General features: G+C 69.5%; 15 protein-coding genes and 1 pseudogene. 12 read left to right on the top strand and 4 right to left on the bottom strand.

The window, feature by feature from the left end; translation table 11 throughout:
- From QR77_RS47120 to QR77_RS34700, 3 genes and pseudogenes are all read left to right on the top strand, one after another.
- Positions 1 to 247 (top strand): annotated as a pseudogene (locus QR77_RS47120) (hypothetical protein); the annotation flags it as partial.
- Between the two features lie 187 nt (positions 248 to 434).
- Positions 435 to 1943, top strand: a complete 1509-nt coding sequence (locus QR77_RS34695; RefSeq protein ID WP_201778848.1) for a hypothetical protein — start codon at positions 435 to 437, stop codon at positions 1941 to 1943.
- A 102-nt stretch (positions 1944 to 2045) separates the two neighbouring features.
- The gene (locus QR77_RS34700) at positions 2046 to 2537 is read left to right on the top strand and encodes a Rid family hydrolase (RefSeq protein WP_236710939.1); all 492 of its coding nucleotides are present in this window, start codon (positions 2046 to 2048) and stop codon (positions 2535 to 2537) included.
- Positions 2538 to 2649: 112 nt separating this feature from the next.
- Here QR77_RS34700 and QR77_RS34705 read toward each other — a convergent pair whose 3' ends face one another.
- Complete coding sequence (locus QR77_RS34705) at positions 2650 to 3669, bottom strand: aldo/keto reductase (RefSeq protein WP_040025978.1); 1020 nt, start codon at positions 3667 to 3669, stop codon at positions 2650 to 2652.
- A gap of 124 nt (positions 3670 to 3793) precedes the next feature.
- Here QR77_RS34705 and QR77_RS34710 point away from each other — a divergent pair, with 124 nt between their 5' ends.
- From QR77_RS34710 to QR77_RS42565, 3 genes are all read left to right on the top strand, one after another.
- Positions 3794 to 4414, top strand: coding sequence for a TetR/AcrR family transcriptional regulator (locus QR77_RS34710; protein WP_040025979.1), 621 nt, complete (start codon positions 3794 to 3796; stop codon positions 4412 to 4414).
- A gap of 561 nt (positions 4415 to 4975) precedes the next feature.
- Positions 4976 to 5389: an NAD-binding protein gene (locus QR77_RS34715; protein WP_150130481.1), complete on the top strand. Its 414-nt coding sequence runs from the start codon at positions 4976 to 4978 to the stop codon at positions 5387 to 5389.
- Positions 5390 to 5668: 279 nt separating this feature from the next.
- Positions 5669 to 6163, top strand: coding sequence for a hypothetical protein (locus QR77_RS42565; RefSeq protein WP_052489281.1), 495 nt, complete (start codon positions 5669 to 5671; stop codon positions 6161 to 6163).
- A 136-nt stretch (positions 6164 to 6299) separates the two neighbouring features.
- On the opposite strand, the gene QR77_RS34725 is transcribed toward QR77_RS42565, so the two are convergent.
- Positions 6300 to 7673: a carotenoid oxygenase family protein gene (locus QR77_RS34725; RefSeq protein ID WP_040025983.1), complete on the bottom strand. Its 1374-nt coding sequence runs from the start codon at positions 7671 to 7673 to the stop codon at positions 6300 to 6302.
- 160 nt (positions 7674 to 7833) lie between these two features.
- On the opposite strand from QR77_RS34725, the gene QR77_RS34730 reads away from it, so the two are divergent.
- Both QR77_RS34730 and QR77_RS34735 read left to right on the top strand, forming a co-directional pair.
- Entirely contained in the window at positions 7834 to 8367 is a 534-nt protein-coding gene (locus QR77_RS34730) for a PadR family transcriptional regulator (protein ID WP_040025984.1), read from the top strand.
- Positions 8368 to 8648: 281 nt separating this feature from the next.
- Positions 8649 to 9980: a helix-turn-helix domain-containing protein gene (locus tag QR77_RS34735; RefSeq protein WP_040025986.1), complete on the top strand. Its 1332-nt coding sequence runs from the start codon at positions 8649 to 8651 to the stop codon at positions 9978 to 9980.
- 125 nt (positions 9981 to 10105) lie between these two features.
- On the opposite strand, the gene QR77_RS34740 is transcribed toward QR77_RS34735, so the two are convergent.
- Complete coding sequence (locus QR77_RS34740; protein ID WP_052489282.1) at positions 10106 to 10771, bottom strand: TetR/AcrR family transcriptional regulator; 666 nt, start codon at positions 10769 to 10771, stop codon at positions 10106 to 10108.
- On the opposite strand from QR77_RS34740, the gene QR77_RS34745 reads away from it, so the two are divergent.
- The 3 genes from QR77_RS34745 (at position 10748) to QR77_RS34755 (ending at position 14789) form a co-directional block, all read left to right on the top strand.
- Positions 10748 to 11818, top strand: a complete 1071-nt coding sequence (locus QR77_RS34745; protein WP_173476255.1) for a GMC oxidoreductase — start codon at positions 10748 to 10750, stop codon at positions 11816 to 11818. The two genes, QR77_RS34740 and QR77_RS34745, sit on opposite strands and share 24 nt — an antisense overlap.
- Before the next feature lie 305 nt (positions 11819 to 12123).
- Positions 12124 to 13125, top strand: coding sequence for a TIGR03842 family LLM class F420-dependent oxidoreductase (locus QR77_RS34750; RefSeq protein ID WP_040025987.1), 1002 nt, complete (start codon positions 12124 to 12126; stop codon positions 13123 to 13125).
- 110 nt (positions 13126 to 13235) lie between these two features.
- Positions 13236 to 14789, top strand: coding sequence for an NCS1 family nucleobase:cation symporter-1 (locus QR77_RS34755; protein ID WP_040025988.1), 1554 nt, complete (start codon positions 13236 to 13238; stop codon positions 14787 to 14789).
- A 67-nt stretch (positions 14790 to 14856) separates the two neighbouring features.
- On the opposite strand, the gene QR77_RS34760 is transcribed toward QR77_RS34755, so the two are convergent.
- Positions 14857 to 15912: a biotin/lipoate A/B protein ligase family protein gene (locus tag QR77_RS34760; RefSeq protein WP_040025989.1), complete on the bottom strand. Its 1056-nt coding sequence runs from the start codon at positions 15910 to 15912 to the stop codon at positions 14857 to 14859.
- Between the two features lie 257 nt (positions 15913 to 16169).
- Here QR77_RS34760 and QR77_RS34765 point away from each other — a divergent pair.
- A partial coding sequence (locus QR77_RS34765) for a DUF4157 domain-containing protein (protein WP_052489284.1) occupies positions 16170 to 16906 on the top strand: 737 nt, incomplete at its 3' end.

The following is a 16906-nucleotide window of genomic DNA, read 5'->3' on the forward strand; positions in this document are numbered from 1 at the left end:
CAAAGGCGGTAAAGGCGGCGTAGGCGGCGTCGGCGATGCCGGTATCGGCATCGTCGGAGGCAAGGGCGGCAAGGGCGGTGCCTCCACGGCCGGCGGTGGCCACCTGGGCGGCACCGGCGGCGCCGGCGGTGCCGCCAGCCCGGTGTGCCCCGGCAAGCCCGGCGGCAACGGCACCGACGCCACACTCACCGCGAACGGCACCACCGGCGCCACGGGCGCTGCCGGTCACACCACGCTCCCCTGCTGAGCAGGGGGCCCGCGTAGCGCGTAACGTTCGGTAAGCGCTCGGCTGGGATCCACCAGCCGAGCGTCTTGCGTCGTCCGGCCATGTACCGCCGAGACAAGCACCACGCCGAAGCGCTCCCTTGACGCACGTGGCGAGCGGACAAAGGATTGTCGCGATCACGTCACCTATGAGTGAGGCGGAAAGTTCTGTGTTCCGTTCCAAGATGAAGGCCGGCGCGGTGGTTCTCGCCGTGCTGTCGGCGACGACCCCCCTGTGGGCGGCCGGGCCGGCTTCGGCTCGGAGTGCCGGGTCCCCGTGCGCCGGCTCCGTCGCACCCCTGTCGGTCGAGGAGAGCCGGCTGAGCTGGGTCCTGCCCGACGACGCCGACCCCACGAAGGCCGAGTCGACGTCGTTCGCCCAGCAGATGATCGAGGGCGGCGGGTTCCAGGACTACGGCCCGGCGTTCACGCGGGCTCTGTGCCGTACGCCGAACCTGAAGGCCGCGACGGCATTCGTGAAGCGCGAGGGCCAGGACCTCTGGCAGTCGGCGGTGAAACGGGCTCAACGGCCTGGGCGGGCCACCGGCGCCCTTCCCTACAGCGACGACCGCCCGCTCTACTGGACCCGCCTCCAGTCGACGGCCACGCTGCGCCGCTGGGCAGCGGACTTCTCCCTGTCCGAGGCGCAGCGATCCACCCTCATCACGACGTTCGACCAGGCCTCGCGCGGGATGTTCGACATCAACTTCCCCAGCGGCAAGGGCGTCAAGCGCGTCATCATGAGCGGCTTCGACCCGTACACGCTGGACGGCGGTACTACCGGCAGCGCGGCGGGGACCGTCGGCAACAACATCCGCCACGGCAACCCGTCCGGTGCCACCGCGCTCGCGCTCGACGGCACCACGTACAAGACCGAGGACGGCCGGACCGCCTACGTCCAGGCGTACACACTGCCGGTCAACTACACGGAGTTCCAGGCGGGTTACCTGGAGGACACCGTCGGGCCGTTCATGCGGCCGGGGCCCCGGCGTGTCGACGCGTCGATCACGGTGAGCCAGGCCGGTGACTCGGTGTTCAACCTCGAACAGTGGAACGGCCGTTACCACGGAGTCTCACCGGGCAACGACCACAGCCAGCCCTGCCCGACGGTGAACGGCACCCCGCAACTGCCGGTCGACAACCACGGCTGCGACTCCACGGTCGTCGACCGCTGGGGCGGGCCCAAGAAGTTCAGCCTGACCGACCCGCCGCAGTGGACTACCACGACACTGCCGATCGCGCAGATGATCAAGGCGAACACCGGTGCGTCGATTCCCCGTCCGCCGGGCGACGAGTGGCCCGACCAGTCCGTGGCATTCGGTGTGGTCTGGCACACCAACTACACCGAGTTCCCCGACTGTTCCTCGGCCCAGCAGGTGACCCGCAACAGCCCGCCGCCGACGGAGTACCCGCCGACGACCGCCCCGACGCCGCCGGACGCCGGCTCGTGCTCGTACAGCGGTGGCGGCGGCAACTACCTGTCCAACGAGAGCGGTTACCGCAACACACTGCTCCGGGACCGCATGGGCCTGAAGATCCCGGCCGGCCACATCCACACACCGGACATGCAGCGCTTCGAGAAGCCGTTCGACGTGAGTGACAGCACCTTCGACGCCTGGCGCCTTGCCATCGTCGCGCAGGCCGGCAACCTCATCCACGTGGTCGCCGACAACTCCTGAGCGCGAGCACGGCCCAAGGCCACATCGATCACATCGATCACATCGAACACCTCGGCCGCCGTACCGGTTCTCCGGTGCGGCGGCCGTCTTCGCGGGGGACGAGTGCGAGAGGAACAGAATCGTCGTCGCCGCCTGTCTTTGCCCGCACCGTTCCGAAGGTGCGCATTGGTTGGTGTCCTCCACACCCATGACCGTCGAACGCATCAATCCGCCCGCACTCGCGCCGCCGGTCGCGGACGTCCACTCCCACGTCGCGGTCGGGGCAGGTACTCGTTTCGTGGCGATCGCCGGACAGGTGGCGACCGACGCCAACGACAACCTGGTCGTCCCGGCGACTACGCGCTCCAGGCCGAACAGGCCTTCCGTAACTTCAAGTTGGCCTTGGAAGCCGCAGGCGCGGGCCCGGACGATCTGATCAAGAACACCATCCACGTCGTGGGTTTTCAGCCCGAGCTCGTGGTCCCGATCTTCGTCGCGGCGCAGCGCGTCTTCGAGGGCCACTGGCCACGGTCCGCCAGCACGCTCCCCGGTGTGCAGTCACTTGGCGAGGCCGAGTGGCTGATCGAGGTCGACGGCTACGCGGTCCTGGCCTGAACGGACGCCGCCGGACCGGTCGTACGAAGGAGAGCCCCCGGCATCGCGGCGCAGCCCGGCTCCTGGCCCACCTCACCCCACCCCACCTCGCCCCGTGCCCCTCGGGCGACGGTCAGGCGGCGCGTTCGCCCAGCGGGCGGCGGCGCAGCTCCGCGCTCCGCAGGGCCGGGGGCAGGTAGTCCTGGTCCAGGGAGCCGACTTCGGTGCCGGGCGGGACGATCTTGTCGATCCGGTCGAGGATGTCATCGCTGAGAGCGACGTCGAGGCCTTCGAGGAGGTCGTCGAGATGGCTCATCGTGCGCGGTCCCACGAGAGCGCTGGTCACACCGGGGTGAGCGATGGTGAACGCCATGGCCAGGTGGGTCATCGGCATGCCTGCCTCCGCCGCGAGGGGGATGAGCTGCTCGACGGCTTCGATGCGCCGTTCGTCGCTGACGTGCTTGACGAAGGCGGCTCGGCGCAGGCTGTTCTCCTGGTTCCTGCGGACCCGGCCGGTGAGAAGTCCCTGGGCGAGCGGGCCCCAGACGAGCGTGCCCATGCCGTAGCGCTGTGTGACGGGCAGCACTTCGCGCTCGATACGGCGGTTGAGGATGGAGTACGGCGGCTGCTCGGTGCGGAAGCGCTCCAGGCCGCGCCGCTCGGCCACCCACTGGGCTTCGACGATGTCGGACGCCGGCGCCGTGGAGGTACCGATGGCACGGACCTTTCCGCTGTGGATCAAGTCCGTCAGAGCGGAGAGGGTCTCCTCGACATCCGTGGTGGGGTCGAGTCGGTGGATCTGGTAGAGGTCGATGTAGTCGGTCCCCAGGCGGCGCAGGGAGTTCTCGACAGCTTTCATGATCCAGCGGCGTGAGGTGCCCTGCTGGTTGGGATCGTCGCCCATCGGGCGGCTCACCTTGGTCGCCAGGACGACGTTGTCGCGGCGCCCCTTGAGCGCCTTGCCGACGACCTCCTCGGAGTCCCCGTAGGCGTCGGCGGTGTCGACGAGGTTGATCCCCGCGTCCAGCGCCTTGTGGATGATGCGGACCGAGTCCTGGTGGTCGGCATTGCCGATGGATGAGGCGAACATCAGCGCCCCGAGGGCGTAGGGGCTGACCTTGATGCCGGTGCGGCCGAGCGTGCGGTACTGCATGTCTGCCTCCTGGAGTGGGCCGCATCCGGGCGGATGCCATACCCTGGAGCGAAACGGAAAGACTTTCCGCTTGATTCGACTATACGGAAAGGCTTTCCGGTTAGGCAACCGGCGGAGGAACCCTGTGCCCGAGAACGCGACACCACCCGCGGCCCCCACGGCCGCGCCGCGCCGGCGGCGCGCCGACGCCCAGCGCAATGTCACCGCGTTGCTCGATGCCGCGAAGACGGTCTTCGACACCTCGGGGGTCGACGCACCCGCGAAGGAGATCACCGACCTGGCCGGGCTGGGAGTGGGGACGCTCTACCGCCACTTTCCGCAGCGCTCCGACCTCGTCAAGGCAGTGGTGCAGAGCAACATCGACGCCTGCGCCGCCGCCGGACCGCGGCTCAGCGCCGCACACGAGCCGGACGCGGCACTGGTGAAGTGGCTCCAGCGGTACACCGAACTCCTAGGCACCAAGCGGGGACTTGCCTCAGCACTGCACTCCGGCGATCCGGCCTACGAAGCCCTGCCCGACTATTTCCGGCAGACGCTCACCCCCACACTCACCGCGCTGCTCGACACCGCGGCGGCCGACGGCGCGATCCGCGACGACATCAGCGCCGGCGACCTGCTGTCTGCCATCGCCCATCTGTGCCTGCCCGTACGCGGTGAAGGCGCCGAGTACAACAGGCGGATGGTGGGCGTCCTGATCGACGGCCTGCGCAACGGCCCACAGCAGCGGCAACAGCAGCAGTCGTGACCGTGACCGGCGCCGCCCGCGCCGCCGTCACCGCGCGCCGGACCTGTTTCCCGATCCTCTCGACCAGTTACTGAGCGGAGGGAGACGCCGACACATACCGGGACCCGGGCCGAACGCGTCGGTTCGGCGCCCTCCCTGTCGCGCCGTATCAGTTGTGCTCGCGTACGGCGTAGCGCCGCGCCCTGCTCCGTACGGCGGTGGTTCGACAACACAACGCGGCCGAAGTGTGTGGGTCCGCGCCAGTGTGTCGGCGGTCCGGTGAAGCCTACGATCGCTGAGCGAACGGTTGCTCCGTCACCGGTGCGCGCCGGTCCATCGACGCCCGACTCGGCCGATGGCCGGTCGGCGGCCCCACACCTTCGCCCTCCCCTTGATTGGGTGACTTGTCCGTGCCGCTCGCACACCGCTTCCACGCCCCCGTGGCGATCACATCGGACGCCCAATGCTCTGTTCTGCGGGACGCGTCGACCAGACGGCGGCACGGCGGGCCGTTGCCGGGGCCGCCGCCCACATGGCGCCCAGGAACTGACCCGGACCCATCTCGTGGACAAGGAACGCTCAGTGGAAGCGACTTCGGATCGACAGCGACAGCGAAAGGGACTGCGACAGGGCCATGCGGTCGTGGTCGGCGGCTCCATCGCGGGTCTGCTGGCAGCGCGAGCGCTCAGCGAGAGCTTCGAGCGGGTCACCGTGGTCGAGCGGGATGTGACAGGGGTCGGTGTGAGCCGCCCGCTTCTTGAGGACACCATTCGCACCCGGGTCTCCCGCATCCCCGGTGTGACACTGATCGATCGGTGTGCTGTGCTCGGCCTCACCGCCTCTGCGGACGGGCGTCGGATCACCGGGGTGCGGCTGCGCGAACACGACGAGGGCTCGGCGGAGTCGGTCGTCCGGGCCGACTTGGTGGTGGACGCCTATGCCGAGGGCCTCGCCGCCCCGGACCTCGCGGAGATCGTTCGACGGCGGAACCGCTGAGCGAGCCGTTCATGATGTGTTTTCCGGCGAGTGTCCGCAGGCGCTACGAGGATCTGCGCCGCATGCCGGAGGCCTACTTGGTCGTCGGCGACGCGATGTGTACCTTCAACCCGTTCTACGGGCAGGGGATGACCGTCGCCGCGCTGGAGGCCCTTCTGCTGGTCGACCTGCTCGGCGACACACGCGAGGACCTGGGTCGCCGCTTCTTCGGGGCCGCCGCGAAACTCCTGGACACCCCCTGGGGGAATCGCCGTCGGCGGCGACCTCCGGTTTCCCGAGGTGGAGGGCGTACGGACGGCCAGGACCGAGGAGTTCGCCGACTATCTGACGCGGTACCGCGTGGCGGCGCACAACGACGCCGAACTCAGCGGGAAGTGGCTGCGTGTGACCAACATGTCCGACGACCCGGCCGTCTATGCGGCAGCGATCGCTGTCGCGTCCGCTCTTATCGCGGCGATGGCGGCCCGAGTGCTCCGCAAACCCGCCCTGGCGGACTTCGTGATGGATGTGGGTGAGCTGCGGGGACTGCTCTGGCAGCAATTGATCCTCGCCGGGGTTTTCTGCTTGTCGGTCCCGATCGCTTTTCTCTCACCGAGTACCGCCAAGTACTGGTGGCTGCTGGCATTCCCCTGCCGGGTGCTCTACTGGTGGGTGGACTCGCAGGAACAGCGGAGGGGCACCGGGCAGGCAGCGCTGGACGTCACCCGGGCGTCGCAGGACAGCGCGCCGGGGCCGGAGAACCCGTATATGAACACCGGCGACGCGTCGGCCTGACCGCCCACGGCGAAGAAGCCGCGCGGGGCGAAAGGACCGTCCACGGCGGAGAATTAGACGCCGACCCGCATCCCCGCCCGCTCGTGAATGCGGGTCGGCGTCCGCCCTGTCCGCTGTCCGGGCCCGACGGGCGGCGTCAGCCTTCTTCGGGCTCGGAGTCGGGGATCCAGGAGCCGTGGAAGCCCGCCGGAACGCCTCGGGGCAGTGTGACGGTGGCGACAGGCGGCCCGGCGACGTCCGTCGCGTCGAGCACCAGCAGCTCGGAGGCCTTTCCGTCACTTGTCGTGGTGATGCTGAGCAGCCAACCTTCGTCCTCCGCGCGGTCCGGAGCGGCACTCGGTACGAAGACGGCCTCGCCCGGGTGTACGTCGCCCGGTAGTTCGTGGGCGGCGGTGGAGCCCAGGTGGGTGTCGTACCGGGTGATGGCCGAGTCGGCGCCGGCCCGCTCACCGACCGACGAAGTAACGGTGTACAGGTAGCGGTTGGCCCGTCCGACCCGTTCATCGTCGAGTGTCGGGAACTCCATGCCCCGTTCGGACAGGGTGGTTTCGGCGACGTGCCCGGCCGTCAGGTCGATGGTCCAGCGGTGCAGACGTGCTACGGCGGGGCCGGCGGCCGGAGTCCGGTCACCGCCACGCGGGCCGATGCTTCCCCACATGACGTCCGCGTCCGCCGCCGCGTATCGCGACACGTCAAGGACGATGCGGCCCTGGGCGTCCTCGTGGGCGTTGCCCACGTGGAACACATAGCAGGGTTCGATCTCCAGCCAGCGCACCTCGCCGGGTCGGTCGAGCCGCATGACGCCGAGACGGGCGCCGTACGCGTCGTCCCAGCCGAACGGCATGCGGGAGCCGGCCTGGAAGGTCATCGGCAGGTCGAGAAAGACGGCGTGGCGTTCGGTGATCGCGAAGTCGTGCATCATCGTGGGGCCCTTGACCTCGATCTCGGCGCTCTCGACGAGCGTGCCCTCGGCGGACAGCCGGTGGTACGTGAGGTACGGCGGCCTGACCCCGTAACCGAAGAAGTGCAGGTCCCCGGTGGTCGGGTCGGTCTTGGGGTGCGCGGTCATGGCTGTGGTGAGCCTGCCGTCGAAGGTGCGGGGCCCGAGCGTGGCCAGGTCCTTGCTGACCTCGTAGGGGAAACCGTTCTCCACCAGCGCGAAGATCTTTCCCGCGTGCTCGATGACATGGGTGTTGGCGCTGACAGACCGGCGATCGACGGGGGCGCCGCCGACGAGGTGGGGCGCGCCCGCCAGGAGTGCCGTACGTATCCAGCGGTTGCGATACCACTCGGCCCGGCCGTCCCGCAGCCGGATGCCGTGCAGCATGCCGTGGCCGCCGAACCAGTGCCCCGGGTCTTCCCCCGGCAGCGGGTTGGGTCCGTTGCGGAAATAACGCCCGGTCAGCTCGGGTGGCAGCGTGCCCGACACCGCGAGATCCCGGGCTTCGGTCTCGTCCGGTACGGGTGCCAGGTGCCCGGTCAGGTAGAGCGGCGTGGATGTCCCGATCATGAAGATGCCCCTTCATCCGATGATTGCCACGACTCTGCGCCTCCGGATTTGACATGTCAACATTGACATCACATATATGAGTGGTGTGTTGTGACATGTCATAGTAGGTATCCTCATATGTCGAGGGTGACCTATCGGGAGCCACATGTAAGGTGAGGACATGTCGCTGACGCAGGCTTTGCTGGGGCTGTTGGCCTTGGAGCCGGCCAGTGGATACGAACTCTCCAAGGAGTTCGAGCGGGACCTGGGCCGTTATGCCTGGTATGCGAGCCACACGAGCATCTATCCCGAGCTGATCCGGATGACGGGGCGCGGGCTCGTCGAGGTGACAGGCGAGGGCGCGCGCCGGAGCCGTACCTACGAGGTGACGGACAAGGGCCGCGAGGAACTCCGTAAGTGGTTGCTGTCTCCGCCCGACCTGGGCCGGGTCCGCAACGAGCAGGTGCTGAGGATGTTCCTGCTCGACGCGTTGGAACCCGCCGATGCCCTGATTCTGCTCCGTAGGTTCGCCGAGGGGATGGAGCAGGGCGCCGCCACGCTCGCCGAGTTGCGCGTCCGTCACGACGAGAAGGCGCCCACCGGCCGGGACGGCCTCGGGGTGCTGGCCGCGGAGTACGGGCTGCGTCAGTACGAGGCCATGCGGGGCTGGGCCTTGTGGGCGATCGAGCGCCTGGAGCGCACGCCGGAAGCCTGACCGGCCGACACTGTACGCCTGCGGATTCCGGAGGATGTGTCCCGGCTCCGCCATCGCTGTGTGCCGTACCGCGATCCCTCAGGGGCGCGGTTTTTTCATGTCATCCCTCCGGCCGGTCGGCGGCCGGGTGGCGCCGCCACAGGATCCACACATGTCGAACTTGACAGGTCAATCCCGCAGGTTACAGGCTTCGACATGTCGATACTGGCATGTGAAACCGGTGGATCGTGCGGCGACCTCGCTGTGCCGGATCCGCGATCGGTGAAAGTGACACAGCGGAGATGACCGAGATGACACGGACCGACGATCACCAGCTCGACGTTGAGAAGAGGGCGCAAGCGCCGTGGTCGGCGTGGGCCGATCGCATGGCGGAGAGCAGTGCGGTGGCCGTCATCGAGGAGGTGTTCCCGTCCCGCCGGAACAGCCCGGCGTTCAGAGTAGAGATCACCCGCTTCGTACGGATGAACCTCGCAGCCATGGCGTCGACATGCGGGGCGAGTGCTGCCGGTGGTCGGACGGACCGGACGGCGATGCGGGAGTTCGGCAAGTGGCTGGCCGAGCAAGGCTTTTCCGTACGCACCGTCAAGGACGCCTACTGGGTCGGACTGCGCCAGACGCTCAACAACTGGGCCGAGGCGGGATGGACGGGGCTCGTTCCCGAAGGCCCGGAAGATCCGGAAGGGCTGGCCGGGGGCGGGGTCTCCGGTGAGCTCATATCCGCCGTGACGGGTGCGGCGCTCGACCTGACCGAGGCGGGGGCCAGGGAGGCGACGACGGCCCACGACGAGGCCACCGCCGTCTTCCGCACCAGCGGAGAAACGCGGCGCCGGGATCTCGTCACGGAGATCCTTGACGGAAGGCGCGTCGACCACACCGGCTCGCTCGACACGGCCTTGGGATACCGCATGGCGGGAACCCATCTGTGCGTTCTCGTCGACGCGGTCGGGCGCGAGCGGGCCGAGGCCGCACTCAAGAAGGCGCAAGCGGCAACCGGCGCCAGTGACCGCCTCCTTGTGCCGCTCGCGGCCTCCCGATGGGCCGGCTGGCTCGGCCATTCCCGGGAGATGTCCGCGCAGGCACTGAGCAGGATGCGCGACGCCCTGAACGGCACAGGTACGTGGACCGCTGTGGGCGGACCGCGCAAGGGTGTTGAGGGGTTTCGGCGCGCTCACGACGAGGCCCTGCGCGTCGAGAAGATGCGCTCGGTGCTCGCCGCCGACCGCGGGTGTCTCTGCTTCCAGGATCTCGCCCTCGAAAGTGTGCTTCTCAACGACGTTCCGGGCGCCACGGCCTTCGCGGCCGCCGAGTTGAGGGAGCTGACCGCTGCCACGCCGCGCGCCGACCGTATCCGCGAGACGCTGTTCGCCTGGCTGTCGTCGGGCTCCCGAGTCGTCGCGGCCTCCGAACTGGGCGTGCATGAGAACACGGTGCGACTGCGGCTGGACGCCGCGGCGGATGTCCTCGGTCACGGCTACACGGACCGGAGGGCCGAACTCCTCACCGCGCTGAGGATTTGCCGGGCGCTCCGCGCGGAACGCCTGTACAGGGCGGCAGTTGAGGACGCCCGCCGGTCACCGCGGCGCCGCGACGACTCTCTCGCCGTACGGGACTGAGGCGTGGCCGTGTTGTTGTCATGGTTGTCAGTGTGGTGGGGCTGTGGAGCCGCCACCATGGTGAAAAAGCGCAGGACTCGCGCGCGGGCCTGTCGGCGTACGACGTGGGCCGGCCGGCGCCCCGATCACGCGGGGGGAACCGGCGGAGGTCCGACCTGGCTCAGGAACGTGTCCCACGCCGAGGCGTGCGGCCGCTCCGCAGAGCCGTCGATGCCCAGGGTTTCGATGCCTCCGTTGAGATGCAGCACCGTGATGCCGTGGGCGGTGGACCAGAGGAAGCGCGCCACTTCGTTCGAAGGAACGGCGCCGGACAACTGTCCTGCCCGTTGTGCCTGCTCCACACAGTCGACCAGCGGTTCGAACGACGCGCGCTGGGCCGCCCCCGCGACTGCCCGGTAGCGATCGCTGAACAAGATTCCGAACAGCTCCGGATATTCGATGGCGAACCGCGTGTAGCAGACGCCGAACAGTTTGAGCTGCTCCAAGGGGGTCGCGCCGGGCAGGGAGGCCGTCCGGAGAAGGTCCAGCATCTGCTCGTAACCCCGCACGACCACCGCTCCGAGGAGAGCCTCACGGCTCTCGAAATGCCGGTACGGCGCGGCGGTGCTCACCCCGGTCCGGCGTGCCAGCTCACTGAGGCTGAAGCCGTCGGCTCCCTTCTCCGCGAGCAGTTGCCGCGCTCCCTCGATGAGCGTTTCCTTCAGTGCGCCGGCGAGCGGGCGGTGGGCCGGGACTCCACGGTCCGGGGTGACAGCGGTCCGCTCACGGTGGCGCCCGTCGCCGAGCCGCATCCGTTCGCCCAGGCCTGTGTCGACGCCGCCGAACAGGCGGGCTTCGGCCGCGCCGAGGACATCAGCAGCGGCCTGGAGACAGGTTTCGGATGGTGCGATCTCACACTTCCCGGGGGCCGGCGGCAGAGCGCCGCCGACGCGTACGTACGCCCGGTCGCGCACCGGACGAACCTCACGGTCGTCACTGATGCCGTCGTACAGCGACTGCGGATCGCGGACGGGCGGTGCACCGGTATCGACTACACCGTGGGAGACGAGACACTGTCCGCGCACGGCGGCGAAGTGGTGCTGACCGCCGGAGCCATCGGCTCGGCGCACCTGCTGCTGCTCTCGGGCATCGGTCCGGGACAGCATCTGCGGGACGTGGGCGTGGAGGTCGCGCTCGACCTGCCAGGTGTGGGCACGGGCCTCCAGGACCATCCCGTGTCCTCCCTCGTCTACGCGGGCGGCGCCATCGAGATGCGGCCGCTCAACCCGCCCGGCGAGGCGCTCGGCATCATCCGTACCGATCCCTCCCTCCCGCCGGACCCGCACATGCAGTTCATCGGGGCCCCGTACGCGTGGAAGGCGGTGCCCGAGGCCGGCTACACCATCGCGTTCTCGGCGGTGAGCCCGTACAGCCGTGGCAGGCTGCGTCTCGCGAACGCGGAGCCGGGCACGCCGCCGCTGGTGGATCCGAACTACCTCGGCGACGAGCGTGATGTGGCGACCATGCGGGCGGCCCTCGACGTGGCGCGGAGCATCGGGGAGTCGCCGGCGCCGGCCTCCTTCACGGACCGGGAACTGCTGCCCGGGGCCGGGGTCCGAGGCGGGGAATCCGTCCGCGGGTACCTGGAGGAGAGCGTCATGACCTACTTCCACTACGCCTCGACCTGCCGGATGGGTACGGACCCCCTGTCGGTCGTCGATCCCGCGAACTTGCGGGTGCACGGCGTCGCTGGGCTGCGGGTGGCCGACGCTTCGGTCATGCCGTCCGTCGTACCCGCCAACACCAATGCGACGGTGTACGCCATCGCCGAACGGGCGGCAGAGCTCATCGCGGGGTGACCTGGCCGGCTCGGGGACCCCGGGGCGGAATCCAGGGCGGGATCCAGAGAGGGTTTCCAGAGCGGGATCCAGGGGACGGACGCGCGACGGTGAACGCCCTGTTCGACCGGCACTTTACGGCCCGGCCTCTTCCCAAGGCCCGGGAAGCGGTCCAGGCTTGTCCCGCCACGACGCGCGGTCGAGGTGTCGTTTACAGGGTTCGGTACGGCCTGATGTGGAAGGATCTTCCAGCCACGTGCCAGTACCTCGGCCGACCGCCCGGCTGACCGGCCGACCACCCTCAAGGACCCAGGAGCCATCAGGCCATGGACTTCGGACTCGTCCTACAGACCGACCCGCCGGCCTCGGCCGTTGTCGGGCTCATGCGGCGCGCGGAGCGCAACGGATTCAGCCACGGCTGGACCTTCGACTCGGCGGTGCTCTGGCAGGAGCCCTTCGTCATCTACAGCCGCATCCTCGAACACACCACCCAGCTCATCGTGGGACCCATGGTCACCAACCCGGGCACCAGGACCTGGGAGGTGACCGCTTCGTCCTTCGCCACACTGAACGAGATGTACGGCAACCGCACCGTGTGCGGGATCGGGCGTGGCGACTCGGCGATGCGGGTGGTGGGCCGCGAACCCAACACACTCGCCCGGCTCGGTGAGGCCATCGATGTGATCCGGGACCTGGCGGAGGGACGCGAGGCCGTCGTCGACGGGCAGGCGCTGCGGCTGCCCTGGGTACGGGACGGCGAACTGCCGGTGTGGATGGGGGCGTACGGGCCGAAGGCGCTGGCACTCGCGGGCCGGAAGGCCGACGGATTCATCCTCCAGCTCGCCGACCCGTTCCTCGCCGAGTCGGCCATCTCGGCGGTCCGCACGGCCGCTTCGGACGCCGGAAGGGACCCGGCCTCCATCACGATCTGCGTCGCGGCCCCGGCGTACGTCAGTGACGACCTCGCGCACGCCCGCGAGCAGTGCCGGTGGTTCGGCGGGATGGTCGGCAACCACGCCGCCGATCTGGTCAAGAGATACGGGGAGCACTCGGGGGTCGTCCCCGACGCGCTGACCGACTACATCAAACAGCGCCAGGGTTACGACTACAGCCACCACGGACGGACGGGGAACCCGTCCACGGACTTCGTACCGGACGAGGTCATCGACCGCTTCTGCCTGCTCGGCCCCGCCGAGGCGCACATCGAGAAGCTGAAGGCGCTGCGCGCGCTCGGCGTCGACCAGTTCGCGCTCTACGACATGCACGACGCGAAGGAAGCGACGATCGACGCCTACGGGGCCGACATCATCCCCGCGCTCCAGGACTGACCCCCCGGCCCCGGCTGCCCGCGACAGCACCCGCCCCAACACCCGCCCCGCACGGCCCCGTTCGACGTCCTCCCGGCATCGCAGCCCCGGATACGAAGGGTCCCACCGCCATGACCGCCACCGTCCCGCCCGCCCCGACCGGGGAACCCATACCCGACCCCTCCGGGGGCCCCGACCGTCAGGAACTCGCTCCCGGCGCCGTGCCCACCGACGGCCGGTTCGTCAACGAGGACCTGCTGCCCGTACCGGTCGCGCGCCGCCGCTGGACCACGTACAACTTCGCCGCGCTCTGGGTCGGCATGGCGCACAACATCCCGTCCTGGCTGCTGGCCTCCGGGCTGGTCACGCTCGGCATGGACTGGAAGCAGGCGGTCTTCACGATCGCCCTGGCCAACCTGATCGTGCTGTTCCCGATGCTGCTCACCGGCCACGCGGGACCAAAGTACGGCATCCCCTTCCCCGTTCTCGCGCGCGCCTCCTTCGGGCTGCGGGGCGCCAACCTGCCCGCGCTGATCCGTGCGGCCGTCGCCTGCGCGTGGTTCGGCATCCAGACCTGGATCGGCGGCCAGGGCATCTTCGTGCTGCTCGGCAAGATCTTCGGCGGCTGGGCGGAGGCGTCGAAGATCGGCGGCCAGCCGTGGACGCTGTGGGTCTGCTTCGTGCTGTTCTGGGCGCTCGAACTCGCCATCATCTACCGGGGGATGGACACCCTGAGGCGCTTCGAGAACTGGGCGGCGCCGTTCGTCATCGTCGGCGCGCTGGTGCTCCTGGCCTGGATCACCGTCAAGGCGGGCGGCCTCGGCCCGCTGCTCGACCAGCCGTCGAAGCTCGGCTGGGGCGCCGCGTTCTGGCCGGTCTTCTTCCCCTCGCTCATGGGCATGATCGGCTACTGGTCCACGCTGTCCTTGAACATCCCGGACTTCACTCGGTTCGGCGCCGGCCAACGCGCCCAGATCTGGGGGCAGTCGCTCGGACTCCCGACGACAATGATCTTCTTCGCGCTGCTCTCGGTCTTCGTCACCTCGGGCTCGCAGGCGGTGTACGGCGCGGCCGTCTGGGACCCGGTCGAGCTGGTCGCCAAGACCGACAACGTCTTCGGCCTGCTCTTCGCGCTGGTGACCGTGCTGATCGCGACGATCTCGGTGAACATCGCGGCCAATGTCGTCTCGCCCGCCTACGACCTGGCTAACTTCCTGCCGAAGCTCATCAACTTCCGTACGGGCGCGCTCATCACGGGTGTGGTCGGTGTACTCGTCATGCCGTGGAAGCTCACCGCCACCCCCGAGCTGTACATCTACACCTGGCTCGGTGTGGTGGGCGGGCTGCTCGGTACCGTCGCCGGCATCCTGATCGCCGACTACTGGATCATCCGGCGCACGGTCCTCGACCTCGCAGATCTCTACCGGCCCGGTGGCCGCTACTGGTACACGAACGGGTGGAACGTACGCGCCGTGTTCGCCTTCGTCGTCGGAGGCCTGCTGGCGGTCGGCGGCTCGCACTCCGCCCCGGGCCAGGGGCCGTTCCCCGAGGGCGGCCTGATCCCCTTCCTGAAACCGCTGGCCGACTACGGCTGGGCGGTGGGCCTCGCGGCGTCGCTGGTGCTGTACGTGGTGCTGACGCTGCCGGGCCGACGGACGTCCATTTCTGGCTCCGCTTCCGTGTAGGGACTGGGGAGTTGGCGCTCGGGCGACCAACTGTGCGTGCCGTAGCGGCGGTTGGCGGCAATCGCCGTTACGGCACGCGCGCCGTCCACTCTGCCGTACCGAACTTCGTCTCCGCCAACTCCCTTGCCCTGGCCATCTCTTCCTCGGTGACCGCGCCCGTCGTCAAGCCGTATCTGCCTCGGAAGGAGCCGATCATCCGGTCGATGACGGCCTCGCGCGGCAGTCCGGTCTGGCGGCGCAGCGGATCGACCCGCTTCTTCGCGCTCCTGGTGCCCTTGTCGGAGAGCTTCTCCCGGCCGATGCGCAGCACTTCGAGCATCTTGCCGGCGTCGATGTCGTACGACATGGTCACGTGGTGCAGCACGGCGCCGCCCCCGCTCACCACGCGTTTCTGCGCGGCACCGGCGACCTTGCCCTCGTCCGTGGTGATGTCGTTGAGGGGCTGGTACCACGCCTTGATGCCCATGTCGCCGAGGGCGCCCAGCACCCAGTCGTCCAGATAGGCGTAGCTGTCGGCGAAGGTCAGCCCCTGGACGAGTGCGCTCGGCACCGAGAGCGAGTACGTGATCGTGTTGCCCGGTTCGATGAACATCGCGCCGCCGCCCGAGATACGGCGTACCACCGTGATCCCGTGGCGTCGGGCGCCCTCGGGGTCGACCTCGTTGCGCAGCGACTGGAAGCTGCCGATCACCACGGCGGGGTCGGCCCACTCCCACACCCGCAGCGTGGGCGGGCGACGGCCCGCGGCGACCTCGTCGGTGAGGACCTCGTCCAGCGCCATGTGCAGGGCGGGCGACTGCGGTGCCTCGTGGATGAGCTGCCAGTCGTAGTCCGTCCAGTCGGTCGCGTGCGCGAGAGCCCGGCGTACGGCGATGGCGATCCCCTCCGCCGTCAGGCCGTACAGCACCGTCCCCGGCGGCAGCGCGGCTTCGATCCTGGCCGCGAGACCCGGGGCCTCGGTGTGGGCGGGGGTGCCCTCCAGGGCGTGGTCGATGGCGCCGATCGCCTCGTCGGGTTCGAGGAAGAAGTCACCGGCGACTCTTACGTCGCGCAGCACACCCTCTCTCACGTCGAGGTCGACCACGACGAGCTTTCCGCCCGGAACCTTGTACTCACCATGCACAGCCGTGCCTCCAGATCCGCGCGGCTCACTGACGAGTCGGCTGGTAGCAAGGGAACAACGCCAACCCCGGGGTGGTCCATTCCGGGCGGCCGCCGTTCACCGGTGGGCCTGGGTGTATTGCCCCATGAGGCAGGCCGAGGTGCCCCTCGCCCACGGGGGCGGGGGCTGGACGGCTTCCGGCGGGCGGCGCCAGGGTGGATCGAGGAGCGGGGCGACGGTGGGCGGCCTGGTAGGCGGAGCGGTCAGGGGAGACTGAGATGCGGGCACACGATCACGAGCACGAGCAGGACCCCGCACATGAGCACGACGAGGCCTTCCGGCCCGTACGGGCCGCTGAGGCGCGCGAGGCCGCCGACACCTCGCATCTCTTCAGGGCGGCCGCGGCCGGCCGGTCCGACGTGATCGGTACGGCGGGCATGAGCAGCCTGCAACGCGCCGTCGGCAACAGCGCCGCCGGGTCCCTCCTCGACAGGAAGCCGGCGCCGGACGAGGATCAGATGGAGAGCGGCGGGACGCCGCGCTCTCCCGTCCACGACGTGGTCTCCTCCAGTGGCGGCCGGCCGCTCGACACCGACACACGCAGCGACATGGAGAGTCGGATGGGCGCCGACTTCTCCGACGTACGGGTGCACACCGACTCGGCGGCGCACGAATCGGCGAAGGGCGTCGGGGCGCACGCGTACACCGTCGGTAACCACGTCGTCTTCCAGCGCGACAGCTACGACCCGGCGTCGCCCGGTGGGCGCACGACCCTGGCGCACGAGCTGACGCATGTGATCCAGCAGCGCAACGGCCCCGTCGACGGTTCGGAGGCTCCGGGCGGCATCCGGGTGAGCGACCCGTCCGACCGGTTCGAGCAGGAGGCGGTCGCGAACGCCGACCGGGTGCTGTCGGCGCCGGTCCGCGCTCCCGCGCCGGAGTCGGGACCTGACGCGGCGCCCGCGCCGGCGGGGGCTCCCGTCTCCGTACCGGCCGGTGGCGGCGGTGCCTCGGC

Origin of the sequence: Streptomyces sp. 150FB, assembly GCF_000818195.1 — a bacterium.
In the GTDB taxonomy this organism is placed as follows: Bacteria; Actinomycetota; Actinomycetes; order Streptomycetales; family Streptomycetaceae; genus Streptomyces.

Coding starts and splice junctions, on each gene's coding strand:
- QR77_RS34735 (WP_040025986.1), top strand. CDS start 8,649: ATGACCGAGATGACACGGACCGACGATCACCAGCTCGACGTTGAGAAG.
- QR77_RS34705 (WP_040025978.1), bottom strand. CDS start 3,669: ATGCAGTACCGCACGCTCGGCCGCACCGGCATCAAGGTCAGCCCCTAC.
- QR77_RS34750 (WP_040025987.1), top strand. CDS start 12,124: ATGGACTTCGGACTCGTCCTACAGACCGACCCGCCGGCCTCGGCCGTT.
- QR77_RS34755 (WP_040025988.1), top strand. CDS start 13,236: ATGACCGCCACCGTCCCGCCCGCCCCGACCGGGGAACCCATACCCGAC.
- QR77_RS34725 (WP_040025983.1), bottom strand. CDS start 7,673: ATGATCGGGACATCCACGCCGCTCTACCTGACCGGGCACCTGGCACCC.
- QR77_RS34740 (WP_052489282.1), bottom strand. CDS start 10,771: ATGCGGCTCGGCGACGGGCGCCACCGTGAGCGGACCGCTGTCACCCCG.
- QR77_RS34730 (WP_040025984.1), top strand. CDS start 7,834: ATGTCGCTGACGCAGGCTTTGCTGGGGCTGTTGGCCTTGGAGCCGGCC.